The organism is Polaromonas sp. (assembly GCF_030680935.1).
Taxonomy (GTDB): Bacteria; Pseudomonadota; Gammaproteobacteria; order Burkholderiales; family Burkholderiaceae_C; genus Polaromonas.
This window is the reverse complement of sequence record NZ_JAUXUP010000032.1, coordinates 1-18,301: the sequence shown is the minus strand read 5'-3', so window position 1 is coordinate 18,301 and position 18,301 is coordinate 1. Positions and strand designations below refer to the sequence as shown.

Below are 18,301 nucleotides of genomic sequence, written 5' to 3'. Positions count from 1 at the left end.
CGGCCCACGCACGTCTCCGAGCAGACGGTCGGGATGCCGACCTCGACGCGGGGGTAGCAGAATGTGCACTTCTCGGCCTTGCCGGTCTTGTGGTTGAAGTAGATCTTCTTGTACGGGCAGCCCGAGATGCACATGCGCCAGCCCCGGCACCGGTCCTGGTCGACGAGGACGATGCCGTCCTCCTCGCGCTTGTAGATGGCGCCCGACGGACAGGCGGCGACGCAGGTCGGGTTGAGGCAGTGCTCGCACAGCCGCGGCAGATACATCATGAAGGTGTTTTCGAACTGGCCGACCATGTCTTTTTGCACCTGGTCGAAGCTGTCGAGGTTGGCGTCCTTGCTGCGCTTGGAGAACTCGCCGCCGAGGATCTCTTCCCAGTTCGGGCCCCACTCGAACTTCTCCATGCGTTTGCCGGTAATCAGGCTGCGCGGCCGCGCTGTTGGTGTGGCCTTCATCTCGGGGGCCGACTGCAGGTGGTCGTAGTCGAAGGTGAAGGGCTCGTAATAGTCGTCAATCTGCGGCATGTTCGGGTTGGAAAACAGGCGCATCAGCAGTTTCCACTTGCCGCCCTGGCGCGGCTCGATGGAGCCGTCGGCCTTGCGCACCCAGCCACCATTCCACTTGTCCTGGTTTTCCCACTCCTTGGGGTACCCGATGCCGGGTTTGGTCTCCACGTTGTTGAACCAGGCGTACTCCATGCCTGGCCGGCTGGTCCAGACGTTTTTACAGGTGACTGAACAGGTGTGGCAGCCAATACATTTGTCGAGGTTCAGCACCATGCCGATTTGCGCGCGTATTTTCATGCTGCCTCTCCCATTTGCTGCACCGCCAGGGCACGGTCGTCGTCACGCGGGGTATCGAGCCAGTCCACCTTGTCCATCTTGCGCACCACCACAAACTCGTCGCGGTTGGTGCCTATGGTTCCGTAGTAATTGAAGCCATAAGACAGCTGGGCATAACCACCAATCATGTGGGTGGGCTTGAGCACAATACGTGTCACCGAGTTGTGGATTCCGCCACGCTGGCCGGTGATCTCCGAGCCTGGCGTGTTGACGATTTTTTCCTGCGCGTGGTACATCATCACCATGCCGGGCTTGACACGCTGGCTGACGACCGCACGCGCAGCAATCGCACCGTTGACGTTGTAGGCCTCGATCCAGTCGTTGTCTTCCACCCCCAGCAATTTGGCATCGTCTTCGCTGATCCAGATGATTGGGCCACCCCGGCTCAGCGTGAGCATCAACAGGTTGTCGGTGTAAGTCGAGTGAATGCCCCACTTCTGGTGCGGGGTGATGAAGTTCAGCAGGATTTCGGTGTTGCCGTTGCTGCGGATACCGTGCACCCCGGCGGTGGCCTTCAGGTTCACAGGGGGCCGGTAGCTGGCCAATCCCTCGCCGAAGGCCAGCATCCACGGGTGGTCCTGATAAAACTGCTGACGACCGGTGAGCGTGCGCCATGGGATCAGTTCATGCACATTGGTGTAGCCGGCGTTGTAAGACACGGTTTCGGATTCGATCCCGCTCCAGGTCGGTGAGCTGATGATCTTGCGCGGCTGGGCCTGGATGTCGCGAAAGCGGATTTTTTCGTCTTCGCGGTGAATCGCCAGATGGGCATGTTCGCGCCCGGTCTGTTTGGACAACGCGTTCCAGGCCTTGACCGCCACATGACCATTGGTTTCCGGGGCCAGCTGCAGAATCATTTCGCAGGCATCGATGTCGCTGTTTATCCTGGGCATGCCCTGGGTCACGCCGGGCTCGGTCACCAGGCCATTCAACTGGCCGAGTTGCCTCACCTCGGTCTCGGTGTTCCAGGCAATGCCCTTGCCGCCGTTGCCGATCTTGTTCAGCAAGGGTCCAACCGCGGTGAACCGCTTGAAAACATTCGGGTAGTCGCGCTCCACCACCTGCATTTGCGGTGCGGTCTTGCCGGGAATGAGTTCACACTCGCCACGCTTCCAGTCCTTGACTTCAAACGGCTGGGCCAACTCGCCCGGGGTATCGTGCATCACCGGTGTCAGTACCATCTCCTTCTCGACACCGAGATGGCCGTCACACAACTCGCTGAATTTTTTCGCGAAGCCCTTGTAGATTTCCCAGTCGCTTTTTGATTCCCACACCGGATCCACCGCAGTAGACAGGGGGTGAATGAAAGGATGCATGTCGCTGGTGTTGAGGTCGTTCTTTTCGTACCAGGTGGCTGTTGGCAGCACGATGTCGGAGTACAGGCAGGTCGTGCTCATGCGGAAGTCCAGCGTGACCAGCAGGTCCAGCTTGCCCTCGGGTGCCTTGTCGTGCCAGACCACTTCTTCCGGTTTGCCCTCTTCTGCGCCCAGGTCCTTGCCCTGCACGCCGTTGTCCGTCCCCAGCAGATGCTTGAGGAAATATTCATGGCCTTTGCCCGAGGAGCCGATGATGTTGGAGCGCCAGACAAACATGTTGCGCGGCCAGTTATCCGGATGATCCGGGTCCTCGCAGCTCATCTTCAGCGAGCCATCCTTGAGCGACTTGACGACGTAGTCCTTCGCATCCAGCCCGGCCGTCTGGGCGTCTTTCACCACCTGCATCGGATTCGTCTGCAACTGCGGCGCGCTCGGCAACCAGCCCATGCGTTCGGCGCGCACGTTGTAGTCGATCATGCTGCCGCCGTAGAGCTTCTTGTCAGCGAGTGGGGACAGCACCTCATCCACGCCGAGCTTTTCGTAGCGCCACTGGTCGGTGTGGGCATAAAAGAAGCTGGTGGAATTCATCTGGCGGGGTGGGCGTATCCAGTCCAGCGCAAAGGCCAGCGGAGTCCAGCCGGTTTGCGGCCGCAGTTTTTCCTGACCCACATAGTGGGCCCAGCCACCGCCGCTTTTGCCAATGCAGCCGCACATCATCAACATGTTGATGACGCTGCGGTAGTTCATGTCACTGTGGTACCAGTGGTTCATGCCGGCGCCTATGATGACCATGGAGCGGCCTTCGGTCTTCTCGGCATTGTCGGCAAACTGGCGCGCCACGGTGATCACCTGGGCACGCGGCACGCCGGTGATCTGTTCCTGCCAGGCGGGTGTGTAGGGCGTGTTGTCGTCAAAATCAGCGGCCGCCAGCTCGCCGGGCAAGCCGCGCGAAATGCCGTACTGCGCCACCTGCAGGTCAAACACAGTGGCCACCAGGGCTGAACGCTCCTCACCCGCCTTGCCGAGCGCGATACGCTGCACGGGCACGGTACGCACCAGCACGTCGTCCTGCTCGTTGTTCGGAAAGTGCTCGTGGTGGATGCCGCCGAAATACGGAAAGCCCACGCGGGCGCTGTCCTGGCTGGGCGCCTCGCCCTCCATCACCGACAGCTTGAGGTTGACTTCATCGCCGTGCCGCGCCTCTTTGGGCTCCAGATTCCATTGCCCGGCGTCGGCGCGCCCATCGGGGCCCCAGCGGAAACCGATGGCGCCATTCGGCAACACCACCTTGCCCTGGCTGTCGAAAGCGACGGTTTTCCATTCCGGGTTGTTGGCTGCCCCAAGTTTTCCGTTGAAGTCGGACGCGCGCACATAGCGGTCCGGCACCATCACGGTTTCGCCGGTTTCCAGGGTGTGCTCCTTGAGCATGACCAGCATCGGCAGGTCGGTGTAGCGGCGGGCGTAGTGGTCAAAATAGGCCGAACGGGGCTTGCCATTGCCGCCAAAGTAGAAGTCTTTCAGGATCACATGGCCCATGGCCATGGCCAGCGCGGCGTCGGTGCCCTGCTTGGGGTGCAGCCACAGGTCAGAAAGTTTGGCGACCTCGGAATAGTCGGGCGTGATGGCCACCGTCTTGCACCCTTTGTAGCGCACCTCGGTGAAGAAATGAGCGTCCGGTGTGCGCGTCTGCGGCACGTTGGAGCCCCAGGCAATGATGAAACCCGAGTTGTACCAGTCGGCCGACTCGGGCACATCCGTCTGCTCGCCCCAGATTTGCGGGCTCGACGGGGGCAGGTCGCAATACCAGTCGTAAAAACTCATGCACACGCCGCCAATCAGCGACAGATAACGCGAGCCCGCTGCGTAACTGACCATGGACATCGCCGGAATCGGTGAGAAGCCGATGACCCGGTCGGCTCCGTGCTTCTTGATGGTGTGGACGTTGGAGGCGGCGATGATTTCATTGACTTCGTCCCAGCTCGAGCGCACAAAGCCCCCCAGTCCGCGCACGCTCTGGTAGTCCCGCCGTTTGGCGTCGTCCTGAACCACCGCTGCCCAGGCCTCCACCGGCGGCAGGCTCAGGCGGGCCTCGCGCCAGTGTTTGAGCAGGCGCGCTCGCACCATCGGGTACTTGACGCGGTTGGCGCTGTACAGATACCAGCTGTAGCTGGCGCCGCGCGAGCAGCCACGCGGCTCATGGTTGGGCATGTCCCAGCGTGTGCGCGGATAGTCCGTTTGCTGGGTTTCCCAGGTAACGATGCCGCCCTTGACATAAATCTTCCAGGAGCACGAACCGGTGCAGTTCACGCCGTGGGTGCTGCGCACGATCTTGTCATGTGCCCAGCGGTTGCGGTAGGCATCCTCCCACGTGCGGTCTTCGGCGGTGGTGACGCCGTGCCCGCCCGAGAAGGATTCCCGGGGGTTGGAAAAGTGGCTCAGTCGATCAAGGAAATGGCTCATTTGATTCTCCGGTTAGGCGGTGTATGCAGACGCAGCGGCGGCTCAGGGGTTCTTGATCTCGGCGCCGCCGCGCAGGTAGAACCACCAGTTCAGGACCAGGCACAGGGCATAAAAAATGGCGAAGCCGTACATGGCGTTTTCGGGGGTACCGGCCTTGATCTGCGCACCGATCACCACGGGGGCAATGAAGGCGCCGTAGGCGGCAATGGCTGATGTCCAGCCAAGCACCGGTCCCGCTTGCTGGCGGTCGAAAATGACGCCAATCGTGCGAAAAGTGGATCCGTTGCCGATGCCGCTGGCGGCAAAGAGCACCACAAAAAGCACCATGAAAATCAGGAAGTACTGCTCGGGCGTGGCCGACTTGTAGGCCAGCAGCATGACGTAGCCCACGGCTACGGAGGCTAGCACCATGACGGCGGAGATGACCTGCGTCACGATGGAGCCGCCCACCTTGTCCGAGACCCAGCCGCCGACTGGCCGGATCAGCGCGCCTACAAACGGGCCTATCCAGGCGAAGGTAAGTGCCGAAGGTGCATTGGGATTTTTCAGTACATGCTGCATGACACCTGCTGCGTCGGGCACATGGCTGATACCAAAGATCACCGTGATCGCAAGCGGCAGCGCCATCGAAAATCCGATGAAGGATCCGAAGGTCACGATGTAGAGCAGCGTGAGCGACCAGGTGTGTTTGTTGCTGAAAATCGCAAACTGCTTGGTGATGTTTTCTTTCATCGTGCCGAAGGCCGTGAGCTTGAGCACCAGCAAGGTGCTGGCCACAATCAGTGGCATGGCGATCCACATATTGAGCAGGCCCAGGCCGGTGGGTTTGGGCAAATAGAGGTACAGGCCTATGCCTGCAGGCACAAACGACAGGGTATAGAGCCAGATAATCTTCAGGAACGCCGGAATGGTTCCGCCAATGTCGGGCGAAACCGTTTTCAGGTTGTTCATCCCAAAAAAGCACAGCGCAGACAGCGGCACCAGCGACAGCAGCCAGGCAAAGCCGGCGTTCTGGATCCAGGTGGGTGTGCCCGCCACAATCTTGCCGAAGATCCAGCCGCTGTCCTTGACCAGCGTGGTCGATTCACCAGCGAAGCCGCCAAACAAACTCAGGGTCATCACCAGCGGAATGACAATCTGCATGGTCGTCACGCCGAAGTTGCCAAGCCCTGCGTTCAGGCCCAGCGCCGTGCCCTGCAACCGCTTGGGGAAAAAGGTGCTGATGTTGGACATGGAGCTGGCGAAATTGCCACCACCCACCCCACACCACAGGGCCATCAGCTGAAAGGACCACAGCGGCCACTCAGGATGCTGCAGCACAATGCCGGTTCCTATGGCCGGGGCCAGCAGCATGGAGGTGGTGAGGAAAATGGTGTTGCGCCCACCCGCCAGCCGGATCAGAAAGGAGGCCGGAATACGCATGGTGGCACCGGCAAGACCCGCAATCGCCGTCAGCGTGAACAACTCGGCCTGGGTAAACGGAAAACCCAGATTGAGCATCTGCACCGTGATGATGCCCCACATGCCCCACACAGCAAAGCCGCACAGCAGACTGGGCACCGAGATCCAGAGATTGCGGTAGGCAATGCGTTTGCCGGTGCTCTCCCAGAACTGCTCGTCCTCTGGTCGCCAGTCGGTGATATCGGTGCTGGAACTGGTTTTGGTGTTCATGCTGTTTTCCTGGAAAAAAAAGATTTCAGACCTGCGCGCCGGCGGCGTGGCTGCCCATGACCTCGGTACGGCGCACTTCGGTCCAGTACATCCAGATCAGCGAGACCCAGACCACGCCATACATGAACATGAAGGCGCTGGAGCGGATACCGGTCAGGTCCATCAGGCCACCGAAGATGATGGGCAGCACAAAGCCGCCCAGGCCGCCGGCCAGCCCCACAATGCCGCTGACCGCGCCGATGTTGGCGCCGTAGTCGTCACTGATGTATTTGAAAACGCTGGCCTTGCCGAAAGCCCAGGCAATGCCGAGCAGAAACATCAGCGCCGTGAAGGTGTACACGTTCAGGCCGATGTGAAAGGTCGCCGGGCCGTTGACCGTGAGGATGGTGAAGTCGGTCTGCGGATACGACAGCAGGAACAGGCAAACCCAACTCACCCACATCACCCACCAGGTGACACTGTGCGCGCCGTACTTGTCGGACAACACGCCCCCGAAAGCGCGCAGAACACCACCCGGTAGCGAGAAGCAGGCCGCCAGCAGCGCGGCCACGCGGATGTCCAGACCGAACTCGCCCACGTAGTACTGCACCATCCACAGAGACAAGGCCACATACCCGCCGAACACTATGCTGTAGTACTGGCAGTACTTGATGACCTTCGGGTCTTTGAGCAATTTCAGCTGGTCACTGAACTTGACATGGCTGGGCACCAGGTGTGACGGGTCGCTGTGGCTGAACAGCCAGAAAAGCACCAGCGCCGCCAGCATGATGACCGCGTACACCTGCGGCACCATGGCCCAGCCAAAGGCAACCAGCAACACAGGCGCCACAAACTTGTTGACGGCGGCACCGGAGTTGCCAGCACCGTACACACCCATGGCCATGCCCTGGCGGTTTTTGGGAAACCAGCGCGCCACATAAGGTGTACCGACAGAGAACGATCCGCCAGCCAGACCAACAAACAGGCCGATCACCAGAAAGTGCCAGTAGGCCGTGGCGTAACTCATGAGCCAGATCGCGGGGATGGTGGCGGCCATGAGGATGGCCATGACAATGCGCCCACCGTAGCGGTCGGTCCAGATACCGAGCGGCACGCGGATCAGCGATCCGGTGAGCACGGGTGTGGCCGCGAGCAGGCCAAACTCGGTAGAGCTCAGGTTGAGCATCTTCTTGATCGGGATGCCGATGACGCCAAACATCATCCAGACCATGAAGCAGACGGTAAAGGCCAGCGTGCTGACGATCAGCACCGACCATGCTTTTTTCGGGTTCGCCGGTTCAGAGGCCATGTTGTTTCTCCAGACACATGGCATGACTGTCGGCTTTTACCGATCGCTTGAACATCCTCCTTTGGAACGTCGGAAAAGGGTGGAAACCGGCCAGACAATGCGCGGACCCCTCCTCCTGAAGAACTAGCAGCGCGTCAAACTGCGCGCGACTTGATCTTTGTCAATGCAGCGCCATGCCAACCGCATAGACGGCAGCCTGTACCCGGGAATTCAATTGCAGCTTGCGCAGAATATGCTGAACATGAATCTTCACCGTCGTCTCCGCGATGTTGAGCTTGCGCGCAATCAGTTTGTTGCTGTCGCCAAACGCAATCAACGCCAGCACCTCGCGTTCTCGCGCCGACAGCAGCAGCAGCGCCGGGAGATCCGGCGGCCCGGCCGCTGGCGCCTCACCCACGACGGCCTGCGGTTTGGCGCGGAAGGCGGTGACCAGTTTGGTCATCATTTCGGGGCTGACCACCGACTCACCGCCCAGGACCTTGATGATCGATTCACACAAGCTGTCCAGCTCCACCGTCTTCAGCAGGTAGCCGTCGGCTCCGGCCTGCAGCGCTGCAGCCAGATCGTCTTCGTTTTCGCTGACCGTCAGCATCAGGATGCGGGTGCCGGGGGCTGCCTCTTTGAGTGCGGCTATGCCATCAACGCCAAGCACACCCGGCAGGTGGTTGTCCAGCAGGATGAGGTCCGGGTGGACCTGCGCAACACAGCGGAGCGCTTCGCCAATGTCTCCGGCTTCGCCCACGAGCTTGAAGCGCTCGTCCTGCGACAGCAGCGCCACGATGCCACGGCGAAAAAGCTTGTGGTCGTCGACTACCAGCAGTGCAACAGGCGTCATGGTGCTGGCTTCAAATCAAGCCCCCTCCGGTTTGGGTCCCCTGCAGGGCATGTGGCAAAGTGCGCGCCTGCGCGCCGGGAGCCGCTTCGGGGTGTTCGGGCAGGGTCAGGGTCACCGTCGTGCCCTGTCCGGCACGCGAGCTCAGGTCCACCGCAGCGCCAATACGTGCAGCACGTTCGCGCATGATGTTCAGGCCGACGTGCGACTCGCCCGGGTGTTTGTGGGTGTCAAAACCGGCGCCATTGTCCCGCACCGCAAAGCGCCAGCGAGCGCCCTTGGCCACCTCGACCTCGACCTCCGTCGCACCTGCGTGCTTGCGCACATTGGACAGGGCCTCCTGAATGATGTGCAGCACCTGGACCTGCACATCCGGGGGCAGTGGCAAGCCCTGGCCGTGCACCTGCAGCTGCGCGGGCAAGCCGGTCTGGTTCTGGAACTTCTGCAGCGTCTCCTGCAAGGCCTGCGCAATATCGTCGGTGTTGGTCCGCGTTCGGAAATGCACAAGCAGTTCACGCACGTCGCCAATGCTTTCGCGCAGCCCGGCATCCAGCTCGTCAAGCGCGCTTTCCGTCTGTGCTGCCTGGCCCTTGTGGACCGCGCTGCGCAGCAACTGCACCTGGATTTTGAGAAAGGCCAGCGACTGCGCTATCGAGTCATGCAGGTTGCGCGCCAGCAGGGTCCGCTCCTGCGCCACCGCCGCTTCGCGATCCAGCGCGTCGGCGCGCAGGCCTTCCAGCGAACTGGCCAGGTGGCTCGCCAGCGCGTCGAGCAGCTCGATTTCATCCGCGCCAAGCAGGACAGGCTGCCGAAAAAACAGGTTGAACTCGCCAAGCAGCCGCTGCTGCAAGCGGATCGGCACGCTGACGACGCTCTCATAACCGACCTTGGCACAGTGACGCACCGGCGCGTCGTCGTGGCTGAGAATCGGAATCATCCGGGTGCGTGCGTCCGGTCGCAGATTGCCGCAGGCGCACGCCCCTGCCAGCAGGCTGCGCTCTTCCTCGACGAGGTCCTGCGGAAAACAGTCTGAAGCAAGCATCAGGTAACGCTGGCTGGCGTCGTCGGACCAGCGGACGGCCGCCGCGTCGGCCTTCATCACACTGCGCACGCGTTGTGCAAAGCCGCGCGCCAGATCGTCAATACTGCCGGCCTGTGCCAGGAAGGCGCTGACCTTGTACAGCGCCTCAAGCCGCGCGCGTTGCGCTTCGATGTGGCGCGTCTTGGCCTCGACCTTGCCTTCCAGCCCTCCGTAAAGCGACTGCAAAGTCGTGGCCATGTGGTTAAAACCGGCTGCCACCTGGCCAAACTCATCGGCCGTATCGACTTCGACCCGCGTGCTGAAATCTCCGGACTCCAGCCTGCGCAGGCCCTGCCGCAACTGCCCCAGCGGGTTGATCACATAGCTGTAACCCGTATAAAGCATGACCACTGCGCCGGCGACCGCGAGGGCCAGCATCAGAAGCTGGAACAGGTTCAGGATGGCCGTCAGTCGGGACAGATGCTGCTCTATCGTCAGCACCAGACGGTCGCTGGCATCGACAAATTCACCTCCGGCCTTGAGCAACACCGACGACGCGGGCGCCGGATCTGCCAGCCAGAGCGGACGCTGCTCTCGCCACAGGGATTCCACCTCGGAAAAACGCTGATGCACACGTTCGTCCCAAGGCATGAACAGCGGCCGGGCCGGGTCGCCCTCGCGCAATAGCGCCAGGCTTTCGTCAAACCGCGTCACCAGTGCCTGTCGTTCGGTGCGCTCCATGCCAGCCTGGACGGCACTGACGAGCCGCCAGGTCTGCATACGCATACGCCCGGTTTCGTTCACAGCCGCCGCGCCTCCCTCCAGCTGCCAGGTCACCCACAGTGTCAGCCCGATGGAGATCAATGCAACCACCAGCAGACTGGCGCCAATACGAACCAGCTTTTTGGCAAGCGAGGCGGTGTGCTGCATGGCGCTAGCCCACGGTGCGCTTGACCGGATGAGACGCCCTGCCGGGCGAAGGCGAGGACGCCGCGCACTGTGCACACACCATGCCGGCCAGGCGTTGCAACGCCTGCCAGCCATCGGCCGGCCAGTCGGGCTGCTTGAGTCCCTTGACGATGCCGTCCACCTTGTGCGCAGCGTGTAGCAGGTTGGCCAGCGTGGTGTCGCCGATCTGCGGTAACACCCGTTCAAACAGTTTTTCCTTCACGCCCCAGACGCGGTTTTCACGCAGCGCCATCGGCATGGGACGGCCGGCCTGAATGGCGTCCTTGACACGTTTCAAACTGCGGATGTCCTCGGCCAGGGCCCAGTGCACCAGCACTTCGGACTCGCCCTCGGACTGCAGGCCGTCCAGCATGCGTTGCACACGGACTGCCTGCCCACCCAACACGGCTTCGGAGAGCTTGAAAACATCGTAACGCGCCACATTGAGTACCGCGTTTTCCACCTGATCAAAACTGAGTACGGCCGATGCAGCGTCGGCGCTGGCCGGGTACAGCAGGCCCAGCTTCTGGATCTCCTGGTGCGCGGCCAGCAAATTGCCCTCCACCCGGTCGGCAAAAAACTGTAGCGTGCGCTGGCCCTCTTCACCGGGGGCCACACGCTGGCCCTGCTGCTGCAGGCGCTGCGCTATCCACGCGGGCAGGTTGCGCCTGTCAATCGCATCAAACTTGACGGTGGTGCCAAAACTGTCGAGGGCACCAAACCAGGCGCCCTTGGTGGTCATGCTGTCGAGCCGGGGGAGCAACACCAGGGTCAGCGTGCTGTCATCGCCCTGCGAGCGCTCGGCAATCTGCTGCAGTGCCACCGAGCCGTCCTTGCCCGGTTTGCCACTGGGGACGCGGATTTCGATGATCTGCTTATCGGCAAACAGGCTGAGCGAGCCGCCGCTGGCCAGTACCTCGCTCCAGTCGAAATGAGCGCCCGAGACGGTGTGAACCGTACGCTCGGTGTAGCCTTGACCGCGCGCTGCTGCGCGCAGCGTATCGGCAAACTCCTGCTGCAACAACGGCTCATCGCCATGCAGGGTATAGAGGGACTTCAGGCCCCGCTCAAGGTGCTGCTGGAGTTGAGCCGGCGCAAGCTGCATGGTGGAAGTGGACGCGGCAGTTAAGGCGTCAGAGTTCCTTGACGGCAGCCAGCCGTCGCAAGACCTGCTGCACGATATCGCTTTGCATGTCACGGTAGAGCAATTGTTCTTCGGTCTCTTTGGCCAGCACGGCCGACTCGTTGAAACTGATGTCGCGCTGCAGCACGATTTCTACCGGTGGAATCAGCAGCTTGCCCTTGAGTGTGCGCAACTGAAAACGAAAGCGTGTACGCAGCTGAAACTCGCGCACCTGGCCGGAAGCATTGACACCCACCACGGTTTTTTCACGCTGGTCCAGCAATACATCCAGAATAACGTCGGCCTGATCGATCTGCCGGGCGTCACGTATGACCTTGACCTTGCCGCCGGCTTCGAGATTGCGGCTGAGCTCGGTGCCTAGCGTAGAGGTCTCGGCCGCACTGCTGAAAATTGTCTGGAAAGCGTAGTTGGGCGCCTTGCGCAGCGCAAAGCCGCAGGCAGTGAGCCCGGCGGCCGAAGCAGCGGCCAGCAAAAAGACGCGACGTGACATGATTTTTCCTTCAGACAACGATGTTGACCAGGCGCCCCGGCACAACGATAACCTTTTTGGCCGCCGCCCCCTGCGCCTGTTTGATAAACGCCTCCGAGGCCAGCGCTGCCGCCTCAATCGCGGCCTTGTCGGCGCCTGCGGGCACGGTGACCGAACCGCGCAGCTTGCCGTTGATCTGCAACACCAGCTCAATTTCGTCCTGTACCAGCGCAGAAGCATCCACCTCGGGCCAGGGTGCATCCAGCAGGCCACCGAGTTCTTTCTCATACCCCAGCGCTGCCCACAAGGCTTGCGTCATATGCGGCGTGGCAGGGTACAGGCAACGCAGCAGGATGCCCATGCCTTCGCACCATGCGAACGCCGAACCATTCGAAGGCTGACCCTTGAAGTCTTCGAGCGCGTTCAGCAACTTCATGGCGCCCGACACCACGGTGTTGTACTGCATGCGCTGGTAGTCGTAGTCGATCTGTTTGAGCACCGTGTGGATTTCCCGACGCAGGGCCTGCGCTTCCTTGTCAAATACGATTCCAGCCCTTGCTGGATGGGCGCTACCAGCTCCTGAATTCATAGCATTCAATTTCACGCCGAAGTTCCAGACGCGGCGCAGAAAACGGTAAGAGCCCTCGACGCCCGCGTCATTCCACTCCAGCGTGGCCTCGGGCGGCGAGGTGAACATGGTGTACAGGCGTGCGGTGTCGGCGCCATATTTTTCGATCAGGTCCTGGGGATCGACGCCGTTGTTCTTGCTCTTGCTCATGGTCCCGACACCTTCGTAGGTGACCATGGAGCCATCCTTGCGCAGTTTGGCGCCGGTGACTTTGCCGTGTTCGTCGTGCACATCGTCCACGTCGGCCGGCCAGAAATACTCGACGCCGCCTTTGGCACCCTTGCGCGAGTAAATGTGGTTGAGCACCATGCCCTGGGTCAGCAGTTTGGTAAAGGGCTCATCGACCTTGACAAGGTCCAGGTCGCGCATCACCTTGGTCCAGAAGCGCGCATACAGCAGGTGCAGAATGGCGTGTTCGATGCCGCCTATGTACTGATCCATCGGCATCCAGTAGTTGGCACCTTCGGCGACCATTTTGTCCTGGTTGGCCGGGTCGCAGTAACGCATGAAGTACCAGGACGAATCAACAAAGGTGTCCATGGTATCGGTCTCGCGTCGCGCTGCCTTGCCGCAGACCGGGCAGACCACACCGGCGTGAAAACCTTCGTGTTTATGCAGCGGGTTGCCCGAGCCATCGGGCACGCAGTCCTGCGGCAGGATGACCGGCAAATCTTTTTCTGGCACTGGCACCGCCCCATGCTCGTTGCAGTGGATGATGGGAATTGGCGTGCCCCAGTAACGCTGCCGGCTCACGCCCCAGTCACGCAGGCGCCAGGTGGTTTTCTTCTCGCCCAGGCCTTTGGCAACGAGATCGGCGGCCACCGCATCGACCGCAGCCTTGAAAGTCAGCCCGTCGTACTTGCCGGAGTTGATCGCCACACCCTGTTGCTTGTCGCCATACCAGTCGGCCCAGGCCTCCAGGCTGTAGGTTTTGCCCGGCACATCGGTGACTTGTTTGATCGGCAAGTCGTATTTTTTGGCGAACTCGAAATCGCGTTCGTCGTGCGCCGGCACACCCATGACCGCGCCGTCGCCGTAGCTCATGAGCACGTAGTTGCCGACCCATACTTCAACCTTGTCACCGGTCAGCGGGTGCGTGACAGACAGGCCGGTACGTTCGCCCTTTTTTTCCTGCGTCGCAAGTTCGGCTTCTGTCGTGCCGCCGGATTTGCAGTCCTCGATGAAAGCCGCAAGTTTCGGATTGCTGGCTGCCGCATGCATCGCAATGGGATGCTCAGGCGCGACGGCACAGAAGGTCACGCCCATGATGGTGTCGGCACGGGTGGTGAAGACATGCATCTTTCCGTCGCCGATCAGCTTGCCGTCTGCGCCCTGGATCTCATGCGGAAAAGCAAAACGCACGCCTTCGCTTTTGCCTATCCAGTTTTCCTGCATCAGCTTGACGCGTTCCGGCCAGCCTGGCAGCTGGTTCTGCACATGGCCCAGCAACTCTTCGGCGTAATCGGTAATCTTCAGGTAATAGCCGGGTATCTCGCGCTTTTCGACCACCGCACCGGTGCGCCAACCTTTGCCGTCGATCACCTGCTCGTTGGCCAGCACGGTTTGGTCCACCGGGTCCCAGTTCACAACCTGGGTCTTGCGGTAAGCAATGCCTTTGTCCAGCATCTTCAAAAACAGCCACTGGTTCCATTTGTAGTAACTCGGGTCGCAGGTGGCGACCTCGCGGCTCCAGTCAATCGCCAGCCCCATCGCCTGCATCTGCTTTTTCATGTAGGCGAGGTTGTCGTAGGTCCACTGCGCTGGCGGTACGCCGTTTTTCATCGCGGCGTTTTCGGCCGGCAGGCCGAAAGCGTCCCAGCCCATGGGCATCAACACGTTGTAGCCCTTCATGCGCAGGTAGCGCGTGAGCATGTCGTTGATGGTGTAGTTGCGCACATGGCCCATGTGGAGCTTGCCGCTCGGGTAGGGCAACATCGAGCAGGCGTAGTACTTCTTTTTGCTGCTGTCTTCGGTGACGCGGTAGGAGTCGGACGCAGTCCATTGGGCCTGGGCACTGCGCTCAACGTCGAGGTGGTCGTATTTGTCTTGCATGGCGCGCGAAAAGAGGGAAAGAAGGAAAAAAAAGGGGCAGCCCGTTGCTGCAGCTTGCAGGGATTTTAGGCGCTGGCCGGGAAGAGCCGACGCGGAGGTTCAGGGCCGAACGGCAGGGGCTGGTTCGGTCGCGGCATCGGCCACAAAGCCGATGCGGTTCAGGCCGGCTTTCTGCGCAATACCCATGAGCTCGACAATCCGCCCGTAAGGCACAAGCTGGTCAGCCCGCAGCTGCACCTCGGTGTCGGGGTTCTGCATGGCGCTTTGCCGCAGGCTTTGCGCCATCTGCTCGGCGGACACGGCTTGGTCGTTCAAAAAGGCCTGCCCGGTCCTGTCCACCACCAGGGTCACAAACTGGGGCACTGTGTTCGGTTTGGCGGCATCGGTTCTGGGCAAATCCAGCTTGATCGAGCTGGCCAGCAGGGGAGCGGTGATGATGAAGATCACCACCAGCACCAGCATCACATCGACCAGCGGCGTGACGTTGATCTCGCTCATCGGCTGGGCACCGGTATTGCGCTCAAGCCGGCCAAAGGTCATGACGGCCGACCCGAAACCGTGACCGACTCAGCCCCGACTGAAGGCGCCCCATCTGGCGAAGCGCCCATGGTGGAGGCCAGCAATTCACGCAGATCGAAGGCAAAACCTTCAAGATCGGCCTCGATGCGGCTGATGTTGCGCCCGAAGATGTTGTAGGCCAGTACGGCCGGGATGGCCACCGCCAGACCGGCGGCCGTCATGATGAGTGCCTCGCCGACCGGGCCCGAGACCTTGTCGATGGTGATCTGCCCCGCCGCAGCAATACCGACCAGCGCGTGGTAAATGCCCCAAACCGTGCCCAGCAGGCCGACAAACGGCGCGGTCGAGCCAACCGTGGCCAGCAGCACCTGGCCGTATTGCAGCTTGTGCAGCACGGCGTGCAGCGCGTCACGCAGCACCCGGGTCAGTTGCTGGGCGCGGCTGCCAGCGGCCGCCAGTTGGCCTTTCGCGGGCGCGCTGGCTGCGGCGATCAGCGGCAAGACCAGCTCTTCGCGGTCAAAGGCGGCGATTTTTGGCGTCGCTTCCTCGATGGAGGCCGACTGCCAGAACACGGCAGTGCTGCGGGCCACGTCGCGGGCAGCACGTCTGAGCAGCCAGGCTTTCCAGAGGATGGCGACCCAGCTGGCCACCGACATGGCCAGCAACAGGGCCGCCACCAAGGCAGTGACGACGTCACCTTCAGTCAGCAGCGCCAGCAGGTTCATGGGCGGCAGTTCAGTTCAGCTCAAGCACATCAAACATGTCAAACAGCCCGCTGGAGCGAGCCGCCAGAAACCGCGCCGCGCGCAGACTGCCCTGGGCATAAGTCACCCGGCTGGAGGACTTGTGGGTGATTTCAATGCGCTCGCCCGTGCCCAGAAACAGCACGCTGTGGTCACCCACCACGTCACCGCCGCGAACCGTCGCAAAACCGATGGACGAAGGATCGCGCTCACCGGTCACACCTTCGCGCGCATACACCGCGCAGTCCTTGAGGTCGCGCCCCAAGGCCCCGGCAATCACCTCGCCCATCTTGAGCGCGGTGCCAGAAGGTGCATCCACCTTGTGGCGGTGATGCGCTTCGATGATCTCGATGTCGTACCCGGTACTCAGCGCCTTGGCCGCCATCTCCAGCAGCTTGAGCGTGACGTTGACACCGACACTCATGTTGGGCGCCATCATGATGGCGATGTCTTTGGCGGCAGCCGCAATCCCGGCCTTCTGCGCGTCCGAAAAACCCGTGGTGCCTGTCACCAGCTTGACGCCCATTGCACGACACGCGGCCAGGTGCGCCATGGTGCCTTCGGGCCGGGTGAAGTCGATCAGCAGCTGTGCATCCTTCAACCCGCTGGCGATATCCGACTGAATCAGGACGCCACTTTTTTGACCCAGAAAAGCTGTCGCATCTTCGCCAATGGCAGGACTGGCCGCCACGTCGAGCGCACCAGTAAGAACGCAATCTGGACTGAGTCGGATCGCTTCTATCAGCATGTGGCCCATGCGGCCACTGGCGCCGGCCACAGCGATGCGCAAAGGCGCAGCGCTGGCGGTCGGCCGATTGACCGCGCTCACCGCGCCGGGCTTTCCAGAGGGGGGTAGCTGGAGGCCGACGGGGCGGCTGGTGGAGTCGCCACCGGGGCCACGTTGCTGGCCGGTTTTTTCTTGTCGCTGGCTTCCAGCTGCTCGGGCGTCAGTTCCAGCACCGGCACCTTGCCCAGTTTGCGGCGGGAGTCCAGCCTGGCGACAAAATCAGACTCGCTGGGCATCTCATCGCCTTCAAAACGGTCCAGCGCATCGCCCTTGAAAAATACGGTGAGGCGCAGGGCCTGAGGTTCGGCGCCCTGGCGCTTGAGGGTGAAGACGTAATCCCAGCGGTCTGCATGGAACACGCTGGCCATCAACGGCGTGCCCAAAACATCGCGCACTTGCGCGCGGGGCATGCCGGGCGTGAGCGCCTCCACCTGCTCCTTGGAGACAAAATTGCCCTGGACCACTTCGATCCTGTACGGCGTGATCCAGTTGACGGGGTTGATCTTGCTGTCACCCAGGCCGCTGGTCATGCCCTTGAAGCTGCCGCAAGCCGTCAGCCCGGCACAGGCCAGAACGGTGAGGGCAGTTTGAATGCGGTAACGGTATTTTGCAGACAGGGCTGACATGGTAGGGGGGTGTAGCGATATGATGGACCATTGTAGCGGCAGGGTGCCGCCCCGCACGGGCGCCGCCCGGCGCCTATGGCCTCCCGGCACGCCCGCCGGCAGGGGACTGTTTTCCCTCAGGACCTCTCCATGAGCAACATCGACGAACTCAAAAGCACCGGCCTGAAAGCCACACTGCCACGGCTGAAAATTCTTGAGATCTTCCAGGCTGGCAAACAGCGGCACATGACCGCGGAAGACGTGTTCCGGGTACTGCTGGAAGACCGTTCCGACATCGGGCTGGCCACCGTGTACCGGGTGCTCACGCAATTCGAGCAGGCCGGCCTGCTGAACCGCAGCAACTTCGAGTCCGGCAAGGCGGTTTATGAAATCAACGAAGGCCAGCACCACGACCACCTGGTGTGCCTCGATTGCGGCCGGGTTGAAGAGTTTTACGACGCAGAAATTGAAAAGCGCCAGCATGCAGTGGCCAAGGCCAAGGGGTTTGCCATTGCAGACCACTCGTTGTCAATCTACGCCAATTGCACCAAGGACAAATGCCCGCACCGCAGCGCCGCGCCGGTGCGGCATCACCACGCCTGAGTTTTGGAATGGAAAGCGCCCGTAGCCCCTTCTGGACGGGCGCAAGCAGCTATTAATTTAGTAGCAAATAGGCCATGACAGAGAGCCACACGAAGTGGGCGAACGTGGGGCCTGTTCAGCCACCCCGCTCCATCGCCTGGCGGTGCCGCTCGACAAACTCCTGGTAGGTGTCGATGCCGCGCAGCTGCAGGATCACATTGCGCACCGCGGCCTCCACCAGCACCGCGATGTTGCGGCCGGCCACCACCTGGATCACCACCTTGCGCACCGGGATGCCGAGCACGTCCTGAGTCAGCGGCTCATAAGGAATCCGCTCGTACTCGCGCTCCAGTGTCTCGCGCCTGACCAGGTGCACGATCAGCTTGAGCCGCAT

At 61.5% G+C, this 18,301-nt stretch carries 14 protein-coding genes and 1 pseudogene; 1 reads left to right on the top strand and 14 read right to left on the bottom strand.

Annotated features, from left to right (window positions below):
• The 13 genes from narH to Q8L50_RS09005 all read right to left on the bottom strand — a co-directional run.
• Positions 1-803, bottom strand: an 803-nt coding sequence (gene narH / locus Q8L50_RS09065; RefSeq protein WP_305348346.1) for a nitrate reductase subunit beta, incomplete at its 3' end; no start/stop codon positions are given.
• Positions 800-4,618: a nitrate reductase subunit alpha gene (locus Q8L50_RS09060; RefSeq protein WP_305348345.1), complete on the bottom strand. Its 3,819-nt coding sequence runs from the start codon at positions 4,616-4,618 to the stop codon at positions 800-802. The genes narH and Q8L50_RS09060, both read right to left, overlap by 4 nt.
• A gap of 42 nt (positions 4,619-4,660) precedes the next feature.
• Positions 4,661-6,289, bottom strand: a complete 1,629-nt coding sequence (locus Q8L50_RS09055; RefSeq protein ID WP_305348344.1) for an antiporter — start codon at positions 6,287-6,289, stop codon at positions 4,661-4,663.
• Between the two features lie 25 nt (positions 6,290-6,314).
• Positions 6,315-7,577 (bottom strand): nitrate/nitrite transporter, encoded by a 1,263-nt coding sequence (locus Q8L50_RS09050; protein WP_305348343.1) that lies wholly within the window; start codon positions 7,575-7,577, stop codon positions 6,315-6,317.
• Between the two features lie 160 nt (positions 7,578-7,737).
• Entirely contained in the window at positions 7,738-8,412 is a 675-nt protein-coding gene (locus tag Q8L50_RS09045) for a response regulator (RefSeq protein WP_305348342.1), read from the bottom strand.
• Between the two features lie 10 nt (positions 8,413-8,422).
• Entirely contained in the window at positions 8,423-10,360 is a 1,938-nt protein-coding gene (locus tag Q8L50_RS09040; protein ID WP_305348341.1) for a type IV pili methyl-accepting chemotaxis transducer N-terminal domain-containing protein, read from the bottom strand.
• Between the two features lie 4 nt (positions 10,361-10,364).
• Complete coding sequence (gene holA, locus Q8L50_RS09035) at positions 10,365-11,483, bottom strand: DNA polymerase III subunit delta (RefSeq protein ID WP_305348340.1); 1,119 nt, start codon at positions 11,481-11,483, stop codon at positions 10,365-10,367.
• A 28-nt stretch (positions 11,484-11,511) separates the two neighbouring features.
• Positions 11,512-12,012: an LPS assembly lipoprotein LptE gene (gene lptE / locus Q8L50_RS09030; protein WP_305348339.1), complete on the bottom strand. Its 501-nt coding sequence runs from the start codon at positions 12,010-12,012 to the stop codon at positions 11,512-11,514.
• A 10-nt stretch (positions 12,013-12,022) separates the two neighbouring features.
• Entirely contained in the window at positions 12,023-14,671 is a 2,649-nt protein-coding gene (gene leuS / locus Q8L50_RS09025; RefSeq protein ID WP_305348338.1) for a leucine--tRNA ligase, read from the bottom strand.
• Between the two features lie 99 nt (positions 14,672-14,770).
• Complete coding sequence (locus Q8L50_RS09020; RefSeq protein WP_305348337.1) at positions 14,771-15,211, bottom strand: biopolymer transporter ExbD; 441 nt, start codon at positions 15,209-15,211, stop codon at positions 14,771-14,773.
• Positions 15,208-15,915 carry a MotA/TolQ/ExbB proton channel family protein gene (locus Q8L50_RS09015; protein ID WP_305348336.1) on the bottom strand — a complete coding sequence of 236 codons (708 nt, stop codon included), beginning with the start codon at positions 15,913-15,915 and terminating at the stop codon, positions 15,208-15,210. Before Q8L50_RS09015 ends, Q8L50_RS09020 begins: the two co-directional genes overlap by 4 nt.
• 10 nt (positions 15,916-15,925) lie before the next feature.
• Positions 15,926-16,762 (bottom strand): 4-hydroxy-tetrahydrodipicolinate reductase, encoded by an 837-nt coding sequence (dapB, locus tag Q8L50_RS09010; protein ID WP_305348335.1) that lies wholly within the window; start codon positions 16,760-16,762, stop codon positions 15,926-15,928.
• Positions 16,759-17,346, bottom strand: coding sequence for an outer membrane protein assembly factor BamE (locus tag Q8L50_RS09005; RefSeq protein WP_370869771.1), 588 nt, complete (start codon positions 17,344-17,346; stop codon positions 16,759-16,761). The genes dapB and Q8L50_RS09005 overlap by 4 nt, the downstream gene beginning before the upstream one ends.
• A gap of 129 nt (positions 17,347-17,475) precedes the next feature.
• Between Q8L50_RS09005 and fur the strand changes: the two genes are divergently transcribed.
• Positions 17,476-17,928 (top strand): ferric iron uptake transcriptional regulator, encoded by a 453-nt coding sequence (gene fur / locus Q8L50_RS09000; RefSeq protein ID WP_305348334.1) that lies wholly within the window; start codon positions 17,476-17,478, stop codon positions 17,926-17,928.
• Between the two features lie 115 nt (positions 17,929-18,043).
• Here the strand turns inward: fur and Q8L50_RS08995 are convergent.
• Positions 18,044-18,301, bottom strand: a pseudogene (locus Q8L50_RS08995) (HPr kinase/phosphorylase); the annotation flags it as partial.

Bases quoted from the DNA above. Each gene is read 5' to 3' on its own strand.
- Q8L50_RS09060 (WP_305348345.1), bottom strand. From the start codon at position 4,618: ATGAGCCATTTCCTTGATCGACTGAGCCACTTTTCCAACCCCCGGGAA.
- Q8L50_RS09055 (WP_305348344.1), bottom strand. From the start codon at position 6,289: ATGAACACCAAAACCAGTTCCAGCACCGATATCACCGACTGGCGACCA.
- Q8L50_RS09050 (WP_305348343.1), bottom strand. From the start codon at position 7,577: ATGGCCTCTGAACCGGCGAACCCGAAAAAAGCATGGTCGGTGCTGATC.
- Q8L50_RS09045 (WP_305348342.1), bottom strand. From the start codon at position 8,412: ATGACGCCTGTTGCACTGCTGGTAGTCGACGACCACAAGCTTTTTCGC.
- Q8L50_RS09040 (WP_305348341.1), bottom strand. From the start codon at position 10,360: ATGCAGCACACCGCCTCGCTTGCCAAAAAGCTGGTTCGTATTGGCGCC.
- holA (WP_305348340.1), bottom strand. From the start codon at position 11,483: ATGCAGCTTGCGCCGGCTCAACTCCAGCAGCACCTTGAGCGGGGCCTG.
- lptE (WP_305348339.1), bottom strand. From the start codon at position 12,012: ATGTCACGTCGCGTCTTTTTGCTGGCCGCTGCTTCGGCCGCCGGGCTC.
- leuS (WP_305348338.1), bottom strand. From the start codon at position 14,671: ATGCAAGACAAATACGACCACCTCGACGTTGAGCGCAGTGCCCAGGCC.
- Q8L50_RS09020 (WP_305348337.1), bottom strand. From the start codon at position 15,211: ATGACCTTTGGCCGGCTTGAGCGCAATACCGGTGCCCAGCCGATGAGC.
- Q8L50_RS09015 (WP_305348336.1), bottom strand. From the start codon at position 15,915: ATGAACCTGCTGGCGCTGCTGACTGAAGGTGACGTCGTCACTGCCTTG.
- Q8L50_RS09005 (WP_370869771.1), bottom strand. From the start codon at position 17,346: ATGTCAGCCCTGTCTGCAAAATACCGTTACCGCATTCAAACTGCCCTC.
- fur (WP_305348334.1), top strand. From the start codon at position 17,476: ATGAGCAACATCGACGAACTCAAAAGCACCGGCCTGAAAGCCACACTG.